The organism is Flavobacterium okayamense (assembly GCF_019702945.1).
In the GTDB taxonomy this organism is placed as follows: Bacteria; Bacteroidota; Bacteroidia; order Flavobacteriales; family Flavobacteriaceae; genus Flavobacterium; species Flavobacterium okayamense.
On sequence record NZ_AP024749.1, the window covers coordinates 2,060,240 to 2,080,923 of the forward strand.

22 protein-coding genes are annotated in these 20,684 nt (G+C 30.1%); 9 read left to right on the plus strand and 13 right to left on the minus strand.

All coding sequences use genetic code 11. The features are described 5' to 3' along the window. Window positions 1–58: 58 nt before the first annotated feature. Entirely contained in the window at window positions 59–1,516 is a 1,458-nt protein-coding gene (gene nhaC / locus KK2020170_RS09590) for a Na+/H+ antiporter NhaC (protein WP_221258118.1), read from the minus strand. 118 nt (window positions 1,517–1,634) lie between these two features. Then, a complete protein-coding gene (locus KK2020170_RS09595) occupies window positions 1,635–2,837 on the minus strand; it encodes an aminotransferase class I/II-fold pyridoxal phosphate-dependent enzyme (protein WP_221258119.1) in 1,203 nt (400 codons plus the stop codon). A 162-nt stretch (window positions 2,838–2,999) separates the two neighbouring features. On the opposite strand from KK2020170_RS09595, the gene KK2020170_RS09600 reads away from it, so the two are divergent. The 7 genes from KK2020170_RS09600 (at window position 3,000) to KK2020170_RS09630 (ending at window position 10,560) form a co-directional block, all read left to right on the plus strand. After that, entirely contained in the window at window positions 3,000–3,464 is a 465-nt protein-coding gene (locus tag KK2020170_RS09600) for an Lrp/AsnC family transcriptional regulator (RefSeq protein ID WP_221258120.1), read from the plus strand. An 89-nt stretch (window positions 3,465–3,553) separates the two neighbouring features. Further along, complete coding sequence (gene lpdA / locus KK2020170_RS09605; RefSeq protein WP_221258121.1) at window positions 3,554–4,957, plus strand: dihydrolipoyl dehydrogenase; 1,404 nt, start codon at window positions 3,554–3,556, stop codon at window positions 4,955–4,957. Between the two features lie 51 nt (window positions 4,958–5,008). Then, the gene (locus tag KK2020170_RS09610; RefSeq protein ID WP_221258122.1) at window positions 5,009–5,479 is read left to right on the plus strand and encodes a hypothetical protein; all 471 of its coding nucleotides are present in this window, start codon (window positions 5,009–5,011) and stop codon (window positions 5,477–5,479) included. A gap of 1 nt (window position 5,480) precedes the next feature. Continuing rightward, a complete protein-coding gene (gene pabB / locus KK2020170_RS09615; protein WP_221258123.1) occupies window positions 5,481–6,794 on the plus strand; it encodes an aminodeoxychorismate synthase component I in 1,314 nt (437 codons plus the stop codon). Window positions 6,795–6,812: 18 nt separating this feature from the next. Then, the gene (locus KK2020170_RS09620; protein WP_221258124.1) at window positions 6,813–7,166 is read left to right on the plus strand and encodes a four helix bundle protein; all 354 of its coding nucleotides are present in this window, start codon (window positions 6,813–6,815) and stop codon (window positions 7,164–7,166) included. A 41-nt stretch (window positions 7,167–7,207) separates the two neighbouring features. Further along, a complete protein-coding gene (gene tilS / locus KK2020170_RS09625; RefSeq protein ID WP_221258125.1) occupies window positions 7,208–8,512 on the plus strand; it encodes a tRNA lysidine(34) synthetase TilS in 1,305 nt (434 codons plus the stop codon). Further along, the gene (locus KK2020170_RS09630; RefSeq protein ID WP_221258126.1) at window positions 8,509–10,560 is read left to right on the plus strand and encodes a protein-disulfide reductase DsbD family protein; all 2,052 of its coding nucleotides are present in this window, start codon (window positions 8,509–8,511) and stop codon (window positions 10,558–10,560) included. Before tilS ends, KK2020170_RS09630 begins: the two co-directional genes overlap by 4 nt. Window positions 10,561–10,591: 31 nt before the next feature. On the opposite strand, the gene KK2020170_RS09635 is transcribed toward KK2020170_RS09630, so the two are convergent. From KK2020170_RS09635 to KK2020170_RS09650, 4 genes are all read right to left on the minus strand, one after another. After that, window positions 10,592–10,792 (minus strand): helix-turn-helix transcriptional regulator, encoded by a 201-nt coding sequence (locus tag KK2020170_RS09635; RefSeq protein ID WP_305070122.1) that lies wholly within the window; start codon window positions 10,790–10,792, stop codon window positions 10,592–10,594. Further along, complete coding sequence (locus tag KK2020170_RS09640) at window positions 10,782–11,267, minus strand: hypothetical protein (protein WP_221258128.1); 486 nt, start codon at window positions 11,265–11,267, stop codon at window positions 10,782–10,784. The genes KK2020170_RS09635 and KK2020170_RS09640 overlap by 11 nt, the downstream gene beginning before the upstream one ends. A gap of 81 nt (window positions 11,268–11,348) precedes the next feature. Beyond that, a complete protein-coding gene (locus KK2020170_RS09645; protein WP_221258129.1) occupies window positions 11,349–12,422 on the minus strand; it encodes an alanine/ornithine racemase family PLP-dependent enzyme in 1,074 nt (357 codons plus the stop codon). Window position 12,423: 1 nt separating this feature from the next. Then, a complete protein-coding gene (locus KK2020170_RS09650; RefSeq protein WP_221258130.1) occupies window positions 12,424–12,858 on the minus strand; it encodes a GNAT family N-acetyltransferase in 435 nt (144 codons plus the stop codon). Window positions 12,859–13,094: 236 nt separating this feature from the next. Between KK2020170_RS09650 and KK2020170_RS09655 the strand changes: the two genes are divergently transcribed. Continuing rightward, window positions 13,095–14,630: a YifB family Mg chelatase-like AAA ATPase gene (locus KK2020170_RS09655; protein ID WP_221258131.1), complete on the plus strand. Its 1,536-nt coding sequence runs from the start codon at window positions 13,095–13,097 to the stop codon at window positions 14,628–14,630. A gap of 56 nt (window positions 14,631–14,686) precedes the next feature. On the opposite strand, the gene KK2020170_RS09660 is transcribed toward KK2020170_RS09655, so the two are convergent. From KK2020170_RS09660 to panB, 6 genes are all read right to left on the minus strand, one after another. Beyond that, on the minus strand, window positions 14,687–16,039 hold the full coding sequence (locus KK2020170_RS09660) for a hydroxymethylglutaryl-CoA synthase family protein (protein ID WP_221258132.1): 1,353 nt from the start codon (window positions 16,037–16,039) through the stop codon (window positions 14,687–14,689). Between the two features lie 145 nt (window positions 16,040–16,184). Continuing rightward, window positions 16,185–17,042: a KPN_02809 family neutral zinc metallopeptidase gene (gene ypfJ, locus KK2020170_RS09665; protein WP_221258133.1), complete on the minus strand. Its 858-nt coding sequence runs from the start codon at window positions 17,040–17,042 to the stop codon at window positions 16,185–16,187. 27 nt (window positions 17,043–17,069) lie between these two features. Further along, on the minus strand, window positions 17,070–17,846 hold the full coding sequence (locus KK2020170_RS09670) for a hypothetical protein (protein WP_221258134.1): 777 nt from the start codon (window positions 17,844–17,846) through the stop codon (window positions 17,070–17,072). A 7-nt stretch (window positions 17,847–17,853) separates the two neighbouring features. Then, on the minus strand, window positions 17,854–18,546 hold the full coding sequence (locus tag KK2020170_RS09675) for an RluA family pseudouridine synthase (RefSeq protein WP_221258135.1): 693 nt from the start codon (window positions 18,544–18,546) through the stop codon (window positions 17,854–17,856). A 22-nt stretch (window positions 18,547–18,568) separates the two neighbouring features. After that, on the minus strand, window positions 18,569–18,922 hold the full coding sequence (locus tag KK2020170_RS09680; RefSeq protein WP_221258136.1) for a four helix bundle protein: 354 nt from the start codon (window positions 18,920–18,922) through the stop codon (window positions 18,569–18,571). 49 nt (window positions 18,923–18,971) lie between these two features. Beyond that, window positions 18,972–19,790 carry a 3-methyl-2-oxobutanoate hydroxymethyltransferase gene (gene panB / locus KK2020170_RS09685; RefSeq protein WP_221258137.1) on the minus strand — a complete coding sequence of 273 codons (819 nt, stop codon included), beginning with the start codon at window positions 19,788–19,790 and terminating at the stop codon, window positions 18,972–18,974. A gap of 155 nt (window positions 19,791–19,945) precedes the next feature. On the opposite strand from panB, the gene KK2020170_RS09690 reads away from it, so the two are divergent. After that, window positions 19,946–20,383, plus strand: a complete 438-nt coding sequence (locus KK2020170_RS09690; protein WP_221258138.1) for a Cif family virulence factor — start codon at window positions 19,946–19,948, stop codon at window positions 20,381–20,383. On the opposite strand, the gene KK2020170_RS09695 is transcribed toward KK2020170_RS09690, so the two are convergent. Next, window positions 20,384–20,668, minus strand: coding sequence for a ribosomal maturation YjgA family protein (locus tag KK2020170_RS09695; protein ID WP_255567309.1), 285 nt, complete (start codon window positions 20,666–20,668; stop codon window positions 20,384–20,386). Window positions 20,669–20,684: the final 16 nt, after the last annotated feature.

The following is a 20,684-nucleotide window of genomic DNA, read 5'->3' on the forward strand; positions in this document are numbered from 1 at the left end:
TACATGTTTTAAGTAATGGTTAATTTTTATATAAAAATAGATTTTATTTATTGTATATCTAATTTTTAATATCTGAAACTAATTGTCTAATTTTTATGTTAAACGCAGCAAAAATAAGAGTCATAAAAGGACTTAAAATATTAAAAAAAGCATAAGGTAAATAATCAAACGTACTAACACCTAATGCTCCAGATTGATATGCGCCACAAGTATTCCATGGAATTAAAACAGAAGTAACTGTTCCAGAATCTTCAAGTGTTCTACTTAAATTTTCAGGAGCTAGTCCTTTATCTTGATAAGCTTTTGAAAACATTTTACCAGGAACTACAATAGCCAAATATTGGTCTGAAGCAGTTATATTTAATGCGATACAGCTTCCAACAGTTGAAGCAAATAAACCTAGTGTTGAATGAGCAAGTTTTAGTAAAGATTGGCTAATTCTTGATAATGCACCAATTGCATCCATAATTCCACCAAAAACCATTGCACATAAAATTAACCAAATTGTTCCTAGCATTTTTTCCATTCCGCCAGAAGTGAAAAGATCTGCTAAAGTACTATTTTCGGTTGGTATAACTGATTTTGTAGTAATAGCATTCATTACACCTTTATAGCCATTTATAAAGTTTAATTCATTACCGCCAGATAACATTACTACTATTTCAGGTTGAAAAATTAGTGCAAAAATTCCACCTAAAAGAGTTCCTACTAGTAAGGCGATAAGTGGTTCAGTTTTTTTTATGATTAGTCCAATTACAATTACAGGAACTAAAAACAACCATGGAGTTATATTGAAAGATTTTTCAATATCTGAAAGGAGTGCTTGGGTATCTGCTGTACCATGAGTTTCAATAGTTAGTCCTAAAATAATAAAAATGATTAATGTAATAACATAAGAAGGAATCGTGGTTAATGTCATATATCGAATATGAGTAAACAAATCTGTACCAGCCATTGCAGGAGCAAGGTTAGTAGTATCTGACATAGGTGATAACTTATCTCCGAAATAAGCCCCGGAAATTACTGCGCCTGCAACCATTCCTAAATCAAAACCTAAAGCACCTCCAATTCCTATTAAAGCAATACCTACAGTTGCAGAAGTTGTCCATGAACTACCAGTAGCAATTGAAATAACAGAACAAATAATCAAAGTTGCTGGTAAAAATATGGCTGGACTTAAGATTTTAAGTCCATAAAAAATCATTGAAGGTATGATTCCACTTATAAGCCAAGTACCTGCTAATGAACCCACCATAAGTAAAATTAATATTGCACCTGCTGTCGATTTAATATTTTCGGCAACTTCGTCTAACATCTTTTTATAAGATACTTTATTAAAAAAACCAACAATTGCCGCAACAGCTGCGCCTAATAACAAAACAAATTGGTTGCTTCCTCCGAGAGCATTATCTCCAAAAACATATACGTTAAAGGCTAACATTCCAATTAATGCAAAAACAGGTATTAATGCTTCCCAAATATTAAGTTCTTTATTTTTTATGATTTTAGTATCCATGTTATTTTTTTAGAGTCCGCAATATAGAAAAACTCTAGTGATTATACAATTGAGTTTTCATTTCATAAAAAAAGCCGATTCTTAAAGAAATCGGCTTCAAAACTATTTAAATAAAGAATTATAATACATTCATTTCTTTCATGCATTCTTTCATCATTTGGTAGGTTCTTTTAATATCATTATCTAAACCTATTGAGAAACGAATTAATCCATCAGTTAATCCCATTTCAGCTTGTTCTTCTAATGGAATTTCAGATGAAGTTGAAGTTCCAGGTGCACTAAATAATGTTTTATAGAATCCTAAGCTTACTGCTAAATAGCCTAAGTTACGTTCTTGCATTAATTCCATTAAAGCATTTGCTTTATCTAAAGTACCCACATCAATTGTCATCATTCCACCAAAACCATATTCTGGATTAATCATGTTTTTGTAAACTTCGTGGCTTGGATGACTTTCTAAACCTGGATAAACAACTTTAAGTCCGTCTTGTTCGAATTTTTTAGAAAGATACATTGCATTGTAACTGTGTTGTTTTACACGTAAATGTAAAGTTCTTAAGTTTTTCATTACAGATGCCGAACGCATACTATCCATTGTTGGACCTAATAACATACTTGCACCAGAATTTACATTTTTTAAATCGTTAATAAATTCTTGAGATGCACAAACTACACCACCAACAGTATCACTACTACCATTAATATACTTCGTTAAAGAGTGAATGACAATGTCAGCACCTAATTTAATTGGTGAAACCGATAAAGGTGAAAACGTATTATCTACAACTAATTTAATATTGTGTTTTTTAGCAATTTTAGATAGTTCAGAAAGGTTTGCCACTTCTAAAAGTGGATTACTTACCGTTTCGCAATATAAAACTTTAGTGTTCGGAGTAATCGCTGCTTCAACAACATCTAATTTAGTAATGTCAACAAATGTAGTATTCACGCCCATTCTTGGAGCAAAGTTTTTTAAGAACGCGTATGTTCCACCATAAATAGTTCTACTAGAAACAATATGATCGCCATTTCCACATAATTGTAATAGCGCAGGAGTGATAGCTCCCATTCCAGAAGCAGCAACGTTTGCCGATTCTGTTCCTTCCATTGCCGCAAGCGCTTTATCTAAATATAAATTACTTGGTGATGAATGACGAGAATATAAATAACATCCTTCCGCATTTCCTTCAAATGTATCAAACATTGTTTTAGCTGAAAGGAATGTATATGTTGAACTATCAGAAATAGATGGGTTTACACCTCCAAATTCCCCAAAATATTGTAAATCTTGAATTTTGTCTGCAGGATTAAACTGACTCATAATAATATTGTTTAGTTGATTGTAAAGCAAAAATCTAAAATTGTAATTAAATTTTCAACTAAATTGTTTAAATATAGATTTTACAACTAAAAAATATAATTTATATAGAATTTAATTCTTTTTATTTTGTAATTTTGAAGTGTAATTAAAAATTATTTCAAAATGAAATTAGATATAATTGATAGAAAACTACTTGAATTACTTCAATTAGACACAAAAAAGACAACAAAAGAACTTTCTGATAAGTTAAATCTTTCGGTAACAGCTGTTTATGAACGAATTAAAAAGCTTGAACGTGAAGGAATTATCAATAAATATGTTGCTTTAATTGATAAATCAAAGATAGAAAAAAATTTCGTTGTATTTTGTCATGTGAAATTAGCTCAACACAACATTAACCTAATCAAACATTTTGAAAAGGAAATTTTAAAATTAGACGAAGTATTAGAATGTTATCATGTAAGTGGTGATTATGATTATATTTTAAAAATATTCGTTAAAGATATGGAAGAATATCGAGAGTTTATGGTAACTAAACTAACAACAATTAAAGATATAGGGAGTACCCATAGCACATTTATGATAGGGGAAGTGAAACATACAACTGCCTTTAAATTAAGTGTATAATAATTTACCAATATTACTGGTAATTAATTCTTTAAAAAACTGTACTTTTGTATTCGATTTTACAATAACTACACAAAAAAATATAAAAAATGAGTCAATTTGATGTAACCATTATTGGTTCTGGACCTGGCGGATATGTTTCAGCAATTCGTTGTGCACAATTAGGTTTTAAAACTGCAATCATTGAAAAATATTCAACTCTTGGAGGTACATGTTTAAATGTAGGATGTATTCCTTCAAAAGCAATGTTAGCTTCTTCACATCATTATGAAGAATTACAGCACTTCGCAGATCATGGAATTGAAGTTTCTGGTGAAGTTAAAGTGAATCTTCAAAAAATGATTGACAGAAAACAAGCAGTTGTAGATCAAACTTGTGGTGGTGTTAAATTTTTAATGGATAAAAATAAAATTGAAGTTTTTGAAGGTGTTGGTTCATTTGAAAGTGCTACTTCAATTAAAATCACAAAAAAAGATGGTTCCTCAGAAGTAATTGAATCTAAACATACCATTATTGCGACTGGTTCTAAACCATCATCATTACCTTTTATTTCAATTGACAAAGAAAGAGTAATCACTTCAACTGAAGCTTTAAAATTGCCAGAAGTTCCTAAGCATTTGGTAATTATAGGTGGTGGAGTTATAGGAATTGAGTTAGGTCAGGTATACTTACGTTTGGGCGCTCAGGTTTCTGTTGTAGAATATATGGATAGAATTATTCCTGGAATGGATGGTGCTTTATCAAAAGAATTGACTAAAGTATTGAAGAAACAAGGAATGAAATTCTATACTTCTCACAAGGTAAAAGAAGTTACTAGAAAAGGAAATGCAGTTACCGTAAAAGCTGATGATGCTAAAGGTAAAGAATTAGTATTAGAAGGAGATTATTGTTTAGTTGCTGTTGGACGTCGTCCTTATACAGATGGATTGAATGTTGAAAAAGCAGGTGTTCAAGTAAACGAAAGAGGTCAAGTTGTAGTAAACGATCATTTACAAACTACAGCTTCAAATATTTATGCTATTGGAGATGTAATTCGCGGAGCAATGTTAGCTCATAAGGCTGAAGAAGAAGGAGTTTTAGTTGCTGAATATTTAGCGGGACAAAAACCACATATCGATTATAATTTAATTCCAGGAGTTGTATATACTTGGCCAGAAGTTGCTGCTGTTGGTAAAACAGAAGAGCAATTAAAAGCTGATGGTGTTCAATTCAAATCGGGAAGCTTCCCTTTCAAAGCTTTAGGTAGAGCAAGAGCAGGAGGAGATATCGACGGATTCGTAAAAATCTTAGCGGATGCAAAAACGGATGAGGTTTTAGGAGTTCACATGATTGGTGCTCGTTGTGCTGATTTAATTGCTGAAGCAGTTACAGCTATGGAATTTAGAGCTAGTGCAGAAGATATTTCAAGAATGTCACACGCGCATCCAACATTTGCAGAAGCTATTAAAGAAGCAGCTTTAGCAGCTACTGATAATAGAGCATTACACGTTTAAGATTTTATTTAATTATATTTGAAACCTAATAGTTTTCTATTAGGTTTTTTTATGGAACAAAAAATAAATAATACGTTTAAAAGAATCGAAAAAAAGCTAATTGAGAATGAAGATATAGCTATTCTAGAATTGTTTTATACGGCTAAAAATGAAGATGATAAAGAAAAAAGAGCTTATCTCTTAGGAAAGTATTATCGTAATGTTGTTTTGAAAAAACAAGTTCTTAAATTCCTTTTAAAGAATGATTTTAAAGAATTAAGAAGTAATCTATTCGATGAAGGTTTCTCACAATATTATGATGGTGAAAACCCAAACATGATTTTTGAAAAGCTTTTATCGACTATTATATTTTTAATTTTCGCTTTTACTTTAATCTTTATTGGTATTGTAGATTTAATTAATGATAAAGTCACTGTGGGATTAAATTGGAGACTTCAAACAATTGTAACAACAGGGCCTTTGAGAATATTTTTTGGTATAATTTTAATGGTTTTAGCTTTTTATCAGATAAGAAAAAAATAATTTGAGAACATCAGTTGTAAAATACATACAAAATCCTAACGATTTTAAAACAAAATTGCTTCATTGGTCTAACCAATTTAGAGAAGTAGTAGTTTTAGATTCAAATGAATATGAACAACAATATTCAAGTTACGACCTTGTAGTTGCAGTAGAAGCTTTTACTTCCATTCAAACTGATTATCATAATGCTTTTGAAGATTTATACCAATATCAATCGGTTACTAAAGATTGGTTGTTTGGCTATTTGTCCTATGATTTAAAGAACGACATAGAAAAATTGCAATCAAATAATTTTGATGGTTTACATTTTCCAGATTTGTTTTTTTTTCAACCTAAAAAGTTGTTTTTATTAAAAGGAAATGAATTAGAAATTCAATATTTACACTTTGTAGATGATGAAATTGAAGATGATTTTAATGAAATAGTAAGTCAAAAGTCAAAAGTCAAAAGTCAAAAGTTTACATTAAATATTCAACAAACAGTTTCTAAAGAAAAGTATTTAGAGAAAGTCCAAAAGATGTTGGATTACATTCATAGAGGTGATATTTATGAAGCCAATTTTTGTATGGAATTTTATGCAGATGAGGCACATATTAATCCTTTAGAAGTTTACCAAAAACTAAACGCTATTTCTGAACCGCCATTTGCAGTTTATTTTAAAAATAATAATCAATATTTATTGTCAGCTTCACCAGAACGTTATTTAAGAAAGGAAGGAAATAAAGTTGTTTCACAACCTATAAAAGGAACATCAAGGCGAAGTTTTGACATAGAACAAGATGAGCAATTCAAAAGAGAATTAGAACAAAACGATAAAGAACGTTCTGAAAATATTATGATTGTTGATTTGGTTCGAAATGATTTATCGCACACTGCTTCAAAAGGAAGTGTTATTGTAGAAGAACTTTGTAAGGTATATACATTTAAACAAGTTCATCAAATGATTTCTACTATTACATCAAATGTTGAAAATTCTATTTCACCAATTGAGGTTATTCGTTCCACTTTTCCAATGGGAAGTATGACAGGTGCTCCAAAGATTTCAGCTATGAAAATCATTGAAGAACTTGAAGAAACTAAAAGAGGTTTGTATAGTGGAGCTGTAGGTTATTTTACGCCAAATGGTGATTTCGACTTCAATGTGGTCATTCGCAGTATTTTATACAATGCAGAAAATCAATATGTATCTTTTTCTGTTGGTAGTGCCATTACTTATAAATCAATTCCTGAAAATGAATATGAAGAATGTTTGGTTAAAGCGAAAGCCATGTTTGAGGTATTGGAGAGTAAATCAGGGAAAAGGGATAAGGGATAAGTAAAAAGGATATTATATATGAAAAGTTATAGAGATTTAATAGTTTGGCAAAAATCTATGAATTGGGTTACTTTAGTTTATAAAATTTCTGAAGTATTTCCTGAATCTGAAAAATTTGGATTAGTATCACAAATTAAAAGAAGTTCAGTTTCAGTTCCTTCAAATATTGCAGAAGGTTACGGGCGTAATTATAAAAAAGATTATGCTAAGTTTTTACAAATAGCAAGAGGTTCACAATATGAATGCCAAACACAAATTGAAATTGCTGTAAATTTAAGCTTTATTAAAAGAGAACAAATTCAAGAAGCTTCTGATTTATCAATTGAAATTGAAAAGATGCTTAATTCATTAGTTAATAAATTACTTGAATAGACTAATCCCTTATCCCTTTTTTCTTTTAACTTTGAAAAAACATGCTTCAACAATTCCAAAATCATATTCAAACCCAATTTCCTTTCTTAAAAGAGAATAAATTTTTCATTGCGGTTAGTGGTGGAATTGATAGTATGGTTTTGGTTGATTTATTTAGAAAGTTGAGTTATAACTTTTCAATTCTACATTGTAATTTTCAATTAAGAGGAGAAGAAAGCGAAGCTGAAACTCAGTTTTTGAGAGATTTTTGTAAAGCAAATCAAATTCATTATATCCTTCGTTATTTTGATACTAACGAATATGCTGAAGAACATAAACTTTCTACACAATTAGCAGCAAGAAAGTTGCGTTACAATTGGTTTAAACAGAAATTAGGAAAAAATAATTTCCAATTTTTACTTACAGCGCATCACGCCGATGATAATTTAGAAACTTTTATTATCAATTTAAGTCGAGGAACAGGTTTAGAAGGGTTGACAGGAATTCCAATACAAAACGATTATATTATTCGTCCATTGTTGCCATTTTCTCGTGACGAGATTTTAGCTTATGCTGAAGAAAATAAATTATCTTGGAAAGAAGATAGTAGCAATGCTTCGGAAAAATATTTACGAAATAAAATCCGTCACCAAATTGTTCCAATTCTAAAAGAATTACATCCAACATTTTTAGCAAACTTTCAAAAAACGCAGGAATTTTTAAATGAAAGTCAGAATTTTATAGAAACTGAAGTTAATAATAAATTTGAAGAAATTGTAGAAGAATTTTCAGATAGGAAAGTTATTTATTTAGAAAAGCTATTACAACTTCAAAACTGGCAAACGTATTTGTATCATTGGTTGAAACCATATGGTTTTTCGGCTTGGAACGATATCTTTGAATTGGTAAAATCAAGTTCAGGTAAGCAAATTTTTTCTGATGATTATATTCTTTTAAAGGACAGAAAAACTCTTATTCTTCATAAAAATGGAACTACTTCTGAAGTTTATTATTTCACAAAAGATGAAAAATCTCTTAAAGTTCCCTTAAAAATTACAAAAAGTAAAGTAGATAACATTTTTAATCCAACTAAGGATGTTATTTTTGTAGATGAAGATAAGCTGTCTTTTCCTTTAATCATTAAAAAATGGGATGAAGGAGAATATTTTTATCCTAGTGGAATGCTCGGAAAAAAGAAACTGAGTAAGTTTTATAAAGATGAGAAGTTGTCGCTTTTCGATAAAGAAAATCAGTGGATTTTATATTCAAATAATGAAATTGTTTGGGTAATTGGAAAAAGAGCAGACCAAAGATTTTTAGCAAACGAAACAACACAAAATATTATAAAAATAGAATTAGAAGAATGAAAAAAATATTCCTTTTTGCCTCATTAACAATCTCGTTATTTGTTAACGCACAAATATTAGATCCTGTTTCATGGAAAACTTCAACGAAACAACTTTCCAATAACGAATTTGAATTAGTTATGGAAGCTGCGATTGAGCCACATTGGCATATGTTTTCTCAATTTACACCAGATGGAGGTTCGTTACCAAGTGTTTTTGAATATAAAAATGCAAAAGGAAATTTTGAATTAGTTGGCAAAACTACTGAAAGTAAATACGAGAAAGTTTACAACGACATTTTTGAAGTAGATGAATATATTTTTGAAAACAAAGCTACTTTCAAGCAAAAAGTTAAAGTAACAAACTCTACATTAAAGGAAATTAAAGTTTATGTTGAATATCAAGCTTGTAAAGAACAATGTATACAATTAGATAAGACTTTTACTTTTAAACTTCCAGAAATTAAAACAGCTGAAAGCAACACTAAAGTTGAAAATGTTATAGTAGAAACTACTTCTGATTTAGTAATTGAAACGGTTACTATTGATACTACAAAACAAACAATTTCTGATGAAAACAATAAAGAAGAAGTAAAAGTAAGTGAAGATAACATTACAACTACTAAAGAAGTTGAAAAAGAAGAAGAAAAACGTAGTTTATGGTCTATTTTTATTTTTGCTTTTCTTGGAGGTTTTGCAGCATTATTAACTCCATGTGTTTTTCCTATGATACCCATGACGGTTAGTTTTTTTACAAAGCATAGTGGCTCAAGACAAAAAGGAATTTTTAATGCATTATTTTACGGAATTTCAATTATCGTAATTTATGTTTTTTTAGGATTATTAGTAACTGGTATTTTTGGAGCTGATGCATTAAACGCATTGTCAACAAGTGTTATATTTAACGTAATATTTTTTATTATATTAATATTTTTCGCATCATCATTTTTAGGAGCATTTGAGATTGTTTTACCAAATTCTCTTGCAAATATTGTTGATAAAAAATCAAGTAAATCTGGAATAATAGGAATCTTTTTTATGGCTATGGCATTAGCTATAGTTTCATTTTCATGTACTGGACCAATTGTTGGTACTTTATTAGTAGAGGCTGCTTCCAAAGGAGGAATTGCACCAATAGTAGGAATGTTTGGTTTTTCATTAGCTATAGCATTACCTTTTATGCTTTTTGCGTTATTTCCTGCATGGATGAATTCGTTACCTAAATCGGGAGGTTGGTTAAATACAGTAAAAGTTTCTTTAGGATTTTTAGAATTGGCTTTAGCGTTTAAATTTTTATCAAATGCAGATTTAGTTTTACAAGCACATTGGTTAGAAAGAGAAGTTTTCTTAACAATTTGGATTGTTATTTTTGGGACATGGGCAGTTTATTTATTCGGAAAGTTAACACTTCCACACGATAGTCCTGTAACACATATTTCTGTTGGTAGATTATTTTTAGCTTTATTAGTATCGATTTTTACAGTTTACCTTATCCCAGGTTTATGGGGAGCACCTTTAAAATTAATTTCTGGATTTCCGCCACCAATGACGTATAGTGAAAGTCCTTATGGACTTGGAAATTCTCAAGGTGGAGGAGAAGTAGCAGAAGGTTTACCAAAACATGCACATTTTGGACCACATAAGATTATAGCATTTCACGATTATGAAGAAGGAGTTGCTTATGCCAAACAAGTGGGAAAACCTATTTTATTAGATTTTACAGGGCACGCTTGTGTGAATTGTAGAAAGATGGAAGAACATGTATGGTCACAACCTGAAGTTTTATCTATCTTAAAGAATGAAGTGGTTTTAATTTCACTTTATGTTGATGATAAACGAGAACTTGATGAAAAAGATAAATATACTTCTCCAGAAACAGGAAAAGAAATCAAAACGATAGGAAATAAATGGAGTGATTACCAGATTACACGATATAAAAATAATGCACAACCTTTTTATATTGTTTTAGATTCAGAAGGAAAAGATATTTCAAGTCCAGTTGGTTACACACCAGATGTAGAAGAATATAAAAAATGGTTAGAAGAAGGTATTTCTAATTTTAAAAAATAATAAAAATCCCAATCGAAAGATTGGGATTTTTTTATTCATTTTCGTCAAGTTCAAAAATTTCTTCAACAGGCTTTTCAAAATAGCGTGCTAATTTTAACGCTAATAGAGTAGATGGCACGTATTTACCTTTCTCCATAGCATTAATTGTTTGTCTACTTACATCTATTTGTTTGGCTAATTCTTCTTGCGAAATATTCTTAATAGCGCGCAAGACTTTAAGATTATTCTTCATCACTATTTTGTTTATTCAATTTATAAATCATGTAATGAAACCTAATGATGAAGAACAAGAGTAAGGTAAAAGTATTATAAAACAATACGTTTAAGAAAGAAATACCATACATAAAAGCCGTAAACAAAAGAAGCATTGTATAATTAAAATAGGTTGCCCAAACTAAACTTTCATACCTAATCTTGCCAATCATTTCATCTTCACTTTTTAACTTAGAAAATCCAATTAAAATTCCACCAATAATTAAAGCAAAAGTCAAGAGTTCATCTGATATACTGTTTTCAATAATTTGAAAGAATTTGCTAGAGTTTTTTTGAAAAAATTCATCGTTGTAAATAGCAAATACTTTAATGTTAAAATATTCATCAATATTCCATTCAAGTATTGTTGCTAAAATTGAAATAATTAAACTAGGTACAAATAATATCCAGCCAACTATTTTAAATTGATTAGGAAATAGAAAATGTGTTTTCATAAGAAATGATTTAAAAATACATTTCAAATGTAAAGTATATTTTACATATAGACAAATAAAATTTACAAATTGTAAAACTTACTATTCAATTACTTTTTCAATATAATCAGAATTTAGAAGATATAAAGCTCCCATATATTGTAATTTAAACGAAATTAAATCACCAATTTTATAGTTCTTTTCACTATTAGTAATATCAATTACCATCATATCTGAACTAGCGTCTACAATCGTAATATTTTTATTATCAGGTTCTAGGTATTGTGGTTGCATATCGAGTAATCCGATATCTAATATGGCTCTTAATGAAGTCTGACTCAAATCGGTTTTTTCATTTATCTCATAAGTGTTTCCAGCGACGTTTTCACCAAGTTCTCCAATGGGATTATCTGGTTTTTCAGTAATTTCAATAATTTGAGCATACAATTTGAAAACATCATTATGCATTCCTTCTATAGTTTCGCCCGTAAATAAATCTTTACCAAAAAATAAAGCTTCACCAATTCTAAAATGATTGACTGCCATTGGTCTTGCATTTTTTAAAAGTAGGGGGATAGCCACAGAAGTTCCACCGGAAACCCAAGGAATTTTGACATTAAATTTAGCTTCAATTAACTGTTCGTATAAACTCAACTGAATCAATTTATCTTGCGTTGGCATCACACCACTCAAACAATTTAAGTTGGTACCAATTCCTATAATTTCTAGATTAGACAAACTGAAAATTTGTTCGTAAAAACTCAATAACTCTTCTCCTAAAACTCCTTCACGTAAATCACCCATTTCAATCATGATGATTATTTTATGAATTTTATTCTGCTTTTTAGCTTCTTCAGAAAGCATTTTTATGGTGAAAATTTCAGTATTGAAACTTACATCAGCATACTTAACAACTTTCTCAATATTTTCTTTTGAAGGTGGTTTTATATAAGCTGTTGTTATGTTTGAATCTATTTTTTTTATCTTTTTTAGATTACTAATTCTAGAATCATACATTTCAGTAACGCCTAAGTCAACAAGCTCTTTTATGTATAAAATATTTCCACATAAGAGTTTGGTAACAACTCCCCATTCAATGTTTCGTTCTTTAAAAATAGTATCTAAAAAAATGTAGTTTTCTCTAAGTTTATTCTTGTATAATTTTAAAAAAGCCATTTTATTTTGTTAAACGCATTTCTAAATACTTGTTTGTAAAGCCAAGTTTTTCATATAATATTTTGGCAGGATTATCGGGCTCTACATGTAAAGCAATATTGCCAGTTGTAATTTCAATTGCCTTTTGCATTAATTTTTTACCATAACCTTTTCCTCTTTGAGAATTATCTACAGCAATGTAAACGAGTATGTTTTCGGGAATATAATCTTGCATTCCCGTATTGTTTAAAATAGTGATACCAACAATTTTATTTTCATCTGTTGCTATAATTATATTTCCTCCTTTATTTGGATTCATCACATAATCGATACATTTAGAAATATCTTCTTTAGTATCACCATATTGTTCAAGATGTGTAAATAAAAAATCGATGATTGTTTGTTGCGGAAATACTTCAGATTTTCCTATAGAAGCATTTACAATTGTAAAATTCATAAAAATAGATTTGTTCACACTTTTGTGCGAATTAATTCATAAAAACCAAATTGGATTTTCCAAAAGGCATTCAGTAAACACTGAATTTATCGAATGATAGTAAAGACGAAGTCTTTTATTTGTCCAGATAGGACAAAGAAATCAAATAACTGTTGCAAATTTACGAATTTCATTACGGAATAAAAAACTTTTCTATATTTGTAACATTATAAGCCATTTAATTAAAAGTATACGCCATGTTAGTAAAAGTCTTTGGAAGCGCCGTTTTCGGTGTTGATGCCACAACCATTACTGTAGAAGTAAATATCGATAAAGGAATAGGCTACCACTTGGTAGGTTTACCCGATTCTGCGATAAAAGAAAGTAGTTATCGAATAGCTGCTGCACTCAAAAACAATCAATATCATTTTCCGGGGAAAAAAATCACGATAAATATGGCACCTGCCGATTTACGTAAAGAAGGTTCTGCGTATGATTTAACCATTGCTGTTGGAATTCTCGCAGCATCTTCTCAAATTAAAGCTGATGAAATAGGAAATTATATAATTATGGGTGAACTTTCTTTAGACGGAAGTTTACAACCTATAAAAGGAGCTTTATCTATTGCTATTAAAGCCAAAGAAGAAGGTTTTAAAGGAATTTTGTTACCTATCCAAAATGTTAAAGAAGCAGCGATTGTTGAAGGAATTGATGTTTATGGAATTGAAAATGTAGTTGAAGTAATTGATTTTTTTAATGGAAAAGGAAATTTAGAACCTACTACAATTGATTCGGATATTGAGTTTTCTAAAACACTTGATTTTCCAGAGTTTGATTTTTCTGATGTAAAAGGTCAAGAATCTATTAAAAGATGTATGGAAATTGCTGCTGCTGGTGGACATAACATTATTTTAATTGGTCCACCTGGTGCTGGTAAAACTATGTTAGCAAAGCGTTTACCAAGTATTTTGCCACCAATGACCATGCAAGAAGCCTTAGAAACCACTAAAATTCATTCGGTTGCAGGAAAAGTAAAAGAATCAGGATTATTAACACAAAGACCATTTCGTTCACCGCATCATTCAGCAAGTTCTGTTTCACTTGTTGGAGGAGGAAGTTATCCTCAACCTGGAGAAATTTCCTTAGCCCATAATGGTGTATTGTTCTTAGATGAATTACCCGAATTTAAAAGAGAAGTTTTAGAAGTAATGCGTCAACCGCTTGAAGATAGGGAAGTGACGATTTCAAGAGCAAAGTTTACCATTACATATCCATCTTCGTTTATGTTGGTTGCGAGTATGAATCCAAGTCCGGGTGGTTATTTTAATGATCCAAATACTCCAGTTACAAGTTCGCCAATGGAAATGCAACGTTATCTGAGTAAAATTTCAGGACCATTATTAGACCGAATTGACATTCATATTGAAGTAACGCCTGTTCCGTTTGAAAAATTATCGGATACCAGAAAAGCAGAAAGTAGCAAATCGATTAGAGAGCGTGTTACAAATGCACGATTAATTCAAGCAAAACGCTTTGTAGAATTTAATCATATACATTATAATGCACAAATGAGTAGCAAGTTAATTCGTGAATATTGTGTGTTAGATGAAGTTTCGTTACAATTGCTCAAAACAGCTATGGAACGATTAAATTTATCAGCAAGAGCGTATGATAGAATTTTAAAAGTTTCTCGAACTATTGCCGATTTAGAATATTCAGAAAATATACAATCACATCACATTGCTGAAGCCATTCAATACAGAAGTTTAGATAGAGAAGGGTGGTTGGGATAAAAAAAGCTGGTAAGAATTACCAGCTTTTTTTAAACACAATGAATAAAAACAGAAAACTATTTTCTATTGTAATATCGAGCTCCTAAAAGTGTTTCAGATTTTGTTTCAATGTAATCTAATACAAACTCATTTTTAGGTTCGATAATTGAAGTTGTAAGTTCTTTTTTATGAAGTTTTTCATAAGTAGTAAAGTCTATTGCGGTTCTGCTTTCGAGAATTTGAAAAAGATTAGTTTTTTCAATTACAGCTTTCCAATCGTCTTGAACGTTTCCTTCAAATACTTTAGATTTTGAGCCACTTCCATAGGCAATAAAACCTACTTTTTGTTGGCATATATTTCTATTGTTTTTTAATGAAAAATAAAGTGCTGACAATAATCCTAAGAATATCGAACCTGTATAAATATTTCCAATGTTTCCTGAGGCAACTTCAGCTGGATATAATTTTTTGGTAACAAATTCTAAATATTCAGGTGATTTGCTTAATGCTTTTGTTTTTTCTTTTAAAGTTTCGCCTTCTTGTTGTTCTAACAAAGTAGAATTTTCCTCTGAGAAAATTTCAATGAAAGTTCTTCTTCCCTGATAACAGTAGGGTAGGTGCATTAGGATTAATTCCCATTCATTTGAAAGATTACTTTGTTGATTACTCTCTACTTTAAAATGTTGGTATGCTTCTTTAATTCGATTAATGTAGCACTCATTAGAATATTGCCCATCAAATATAGGTTGCTCTTTTACAATGGTTATTTCTGATTCTAAAACACCCAACCATTCAGGATTGTCTTTACTTGAAGTAATTAATTCCTTTGAAATAGTTTGTTTGGGTTTGAAGAAATCGAAAACACCTTCAGTTGAAATACCAACGGGTTGGTTTATAGAAAGAATTCTAGGATTTGAGGCAATAAGCATAGCAATTGCTCCAGCACCTTGCGTATATTCACCAGTAGAATTTAAATCGTATTTAGCATTATCTGTAGTAACTACAATTGCTTTTTTAGAAGGGTTTAATCGAATAAAATCTAAACAATTATGAAAAGCATCAACGCCTCCTATACAAGCAAAAGTCAAATCAACTACATCACAATGTTTTAATTTACCTTTTCCCAATTCATTTTCTAAAATAGAAACTAAATACGAAGCAATCGGTTTTGAGTTGTCTAATCCGCTTTCTGTACCTACATAAATTCGGGCAATATCTTCTAATTGTATATTTTCTTGTTCAATTAGTTTATAAATTGCATTTGCAGCTAATGTAATTACGTCTTGATGTACATCTAGTAAACTCATATTAAGTAAACCTAAACCTTTCTCAAGTTTTGCTTGTTCAATAACACGAGCATTAGCCAAATCTTTTATTGGTAAAAATATTTTTGGTACATCAAATTGTATAACATCAATTCCTACTTGCATGTGAAAAATAAAAAAGTGAATTCAAAATTACATTGAATTCACTTCATTTGAAATTGTTTCGATTCGATTTACGATTAATTTAAAAATTGAATTTAAAAATTATACTTTTCAAAATCGAAAACGTTTTCATTTTTTAAATCAACAATTATAATTCCTCTGCGAAGGTGTTGTGATGTCTAATATCTCCAGTTTGATATCCTTTCATGAACCATTTCATTCGCTGTTCAGAAGTTCCATGAGTAAAGGAATCAGGAACAACATGTCCTTGCATTTTACTTTGAATAGCATCATCACCTACAGCATGTGCAGCACTTAGCGCTTCTTCAATATCTCCCATTTCAAGATTTTTTTGATTATAATGTGCCCAAAGGCCAGCATAGAAGTCGGCTTGAAGCTCTAAACAAACACTCAATTTATTAGCATCTGCTTCGCTTTTACCTTGTTGTAATTGTCTTACTTTACTTGACGTTCCTAGTAAAGTTTGAACATGATGTCCAACCTCATGAGCAATTACATATGCTATAGCAAAATCGCCACCTTTTGCACCAAATTTACTTTTTAATTCTTCAAAGAAAGTTAAGTCCATATATACTTTATGGTCTCCAGGACAATAAAATGGTCCAGATGCAGAACTTGCACCACCACAAGCTGTTTGTACACTACCAGAGAATAAAACCATTTTTGGTTGTTCGTATGCACCAATATTATTTTCACGGAAAATTTTTGTCCAAATATCTTCAGTATCAGCTAAAACGGTAGATGCAAATTCTCCCAATTCGATTTCTTCAGCAGTTAATTGTCTTTCTTCAACTTGTTCGGTTTGTTGGTTATTTTGTTGAGCTTGTTGAATTTGATCTACAATCGGAGCAGCATCGGGGAAAAACAATTTTACTACAAAAAATAAAATTGCTATTGTACCTCCACCTGCAATCAATTTTCCTCCACCTGACATACCTCTACGGTCTTCAACATTATCACTTTGTCTTCTACCTTTCCATTTCATAATTAATAGTTTTAAAGGTTAAATAAATTAGATTTGCTCGTTACCAATTTCATCAATTTCAGATTCTTCTCCAAAACCAATAGCTTGGTCAAAAATTGTAAAATACATGCTATAAATAAATGGCAAAGTAAAGAAAATACCAATACAAATAGCTACAATACCTAGCATAGCTCCAATACCAGCAACTATTAATCCTAAAATAATTGCTAGAGGCTGTTTTAAGAATAATGTTAGACTTTTACTTATGGCATTAGTAAAGTTTTGTTCTCCATAAATAATAAGAGGAATAGTAAAAATGGTAAAAAAACTAATAGCACTTTGAAAAATAAAATTAAAGATTTCTAAGCGTACAAAACTTAAAACAGAAGAAACAACTGCTGTTGTAAAACCTATAATTGCATAAGCAAAAAATAAATCTTTAAAATATTTTGAAGAGTAGAACTCAAAAATTGTTCCTACACTATATTCTTTGTTAAACTTAGTTAAGTAGTTTAAATGAATGAAACCAGCAGTTACAGGTGCAATTATTGCTGTTAATATTGTTGTTACAATGGTGTTACCTAAAATAAATTTTGGATCAAATGCAAGAGTTTCAAACTGTAATAATGTGTTTTGAATGTCTCCAAGACCAAAAAAGGCAGCAAAAATTCCACCATAAACTACAGCCATAATAATACAAAGTACAATTACTCCAAAACCTGCAGTAAGGAAATTCTTTTTGAATAAAGCAAAACTGTCATCTATTAATCTACCTGTTTCTAATTGGTAGCCATTTTGTAATTTTTGTTCAATTCGATTTTTCATAAAGTGTTTAATTAATTAAATTCCAAACAACATCATCTGGAGTTGGAGCTATGAAAGTAATAATTTCTTTTGTAACAGGATGTTTTAAAATTAATTTTCTTGCATGTAAATGAATGCCACCATCTGGATTACTTCTATTGAAACCATATTTTAAATCACCTTTTATAGGTGAGCCAATTGCTGCTAACTGACAACGTATTTGATGATGTCTGCCTGTGTGCAAATCAATTTCAAGTGCAAAATAATTATCAAGTTTTGATAGAATAGAGTAGGAAAGACTCGATTTTTTACTATTCGGAACTTCTTTAGAATGTGCTTTAGAAGTATTGTTTTTGGGATTTCGAGTTAAGAAATGAACTAAAGTATCACTTTCTTTAGGCGGGCAATTTTTTACAACAGCCCAATACGTTTTTTGGTTTTCCTTGTTTTTAAAAGTTTCGTTTAAACGCGACAATGCTTTAGAAGTTCTAGCAAATACAACAATTCCTGAAGTTGGTCGATCTAATCGATGAACAACTCCTAAAAAGACTTCTCCAGGCTTATTATACTTAACTTTAATATATTCTTTTACAATTTCTGAAAGCGGTTTGTCTCCAGTTTTATCACCTTGAACAATATCACCTATGCGCTTATTTACCACAATAATATGATTGTCTTCGTATAGAACTTGCAAATTATCTTTAGTTGATAGGATTTTCATTTAGATTTTAGACTTTAAGATTTTAGATTTTTAGTACTGATTTAAATCGAACAATCATTTTAACAATTTCATTCAAATCTCTAAGTAACTCTTCAATTGTGTTAGGTGAAATAAACTTTAAATCTAAAGAAATTAATAATTGAGTTTCTAATTCGTAGCATGAACCAATAGCGATTTCTAAAAACCGCCCAAATTCTTTATTTGAATTTCTTGACGAACCTTCAGCAATATTAGATGGAACTGAAACAGAAGCTCTTCTAAGTTGATTCGTTAACCCAAATTTCTCCGATTCTGTAAATTCAGAGGTTATATCGTAAACTTTTGAACAAAACAATCGACTTCTTTTCCAAATTTCTAATTCCTTAAAATTATGCATAAACCTTATAAAGTCTTTAATCTGATATTCTAAAATCTAAACCTCTAGACTAATATTGTTCATTATCGTTAGGAAAATCTTGAGATTTAACATCATCAACGTATTGTCCGATAGCATTGCTCATATCTTCAAACAAATTCATGTATCGACGTAAAAATCTTGGGTGAAATTCATGTGTCATTCCTATCATATCATGTACCACTAAAACTTGTCCGTCTACGCCATTTCCAGCACCAATTCCAATGACAGGAATTGAAATGCTTTCGGCAACTCGTTTAGCTAATTTTGCAGGAATTTTTTCTAAAACAAGAGCAAAACAACCAATTTTTTCAAGCATTTTAGCGTCTTCAATTAGTTTTTCAGCTTCTTCGTCTTCTTTAGCTCTAACGGTATATGTGCCGAATTTGTAGATTGATTGAGGTGTTAGTCCTAAATGTCCCATTACCGGTATTCCTGCTTGAAGTATTTTTTTTATAGATTCTTTAATTTCTCTTCCGCCTTCTAATTTTACCGCATGTCCGCCACTTTCTTTCATTACACGAATTGCCGAACGTAAAGCTTCTTTAGAATCTGATTGATAACTTCCAAATGGTAAATCAACAACCACTAATGCTCTTGCAGCAGCTCTAACAACAGATGAAGCATGATAAATCATTTGATCTAATGTAATAGGAAGAGTTGTTTCATGTCCGGCCATTACATTACTAGCTGAATCACCAACTAAAATAACATCTACACCTGCAGTGTCAACAATTTTAGCCATAGTGAAATCGTATGCAGTTAACATGGAGATTTTTTCTCCATTTTCTTTCATCTCGATTAATGTTTTTGTGGTAATTCTTTTATAATCTTTTTTAGCTACAGACATCTTAAATATTTTTTGAAACACAAATTTATGAAATGATAAATTCTTTTAATGTAAAATGAATAACTAATTTTAAGTTTCTAATTTTTTTATTTTTTAAACTCAAGACAGATTGTAACATTTTCGATTCATGAGCTACATATAATAAAAAATAATTTATGCAAAAAGTTTTTGTTTTTATAGCAACTCTAATATCAAGTTTAGTATTAAGTCAAAACTCTGATCCTAAACAAATTGTTGATGAGTTTTTTATTGGATTTCATGCAAAGGATTCAATAGTACTCCAGAAAGTTTGTCATACAAACATGTCACTTCAAACTGTTACAAACGCTAAAGAAAATTCAAGATTAAAAACAGAAAAAGCTTCAGAGTTTTTTAAATCCATAGCTTCAATTCCTGATAATATTAAAGTATTGGAAAAAATTACCGATTATGAAGTTAAAATAGATGGTAATATGGCACATGTTTGGACTCCATATGAATTTTATGTTAACGGCCAATTAAGCCATATAGGAGTAAATTCATTTACTATGGTGAAAGAACCAAATGGAGAATGGAAAATTGTACATATTATTGATACTAGAAGAAAACAATAATTATTTTTTATCGTTAAAATAAGAAATCACTATTCCAAAAATATAAGCAATTATATCGCTCCATAAAAAACCTTCCCCAAGAATATAATGGCCTAATTGTGTTTTCCTAATGCTATTTAACCATTCTATTCCTTGAATTAATTGTGAAAGTTCAATTGAAAAACAAAGAAGTAAACCAATAATAGCAATTACTTCTTTTTTATGGTTTAGAAATAAAAAACGTAAACCAAAGTAAATTAATATTGCGTATAAAAAATCGCCAATAAATAATGGAATAAGACTCACTTTTCGAGAAAGTATT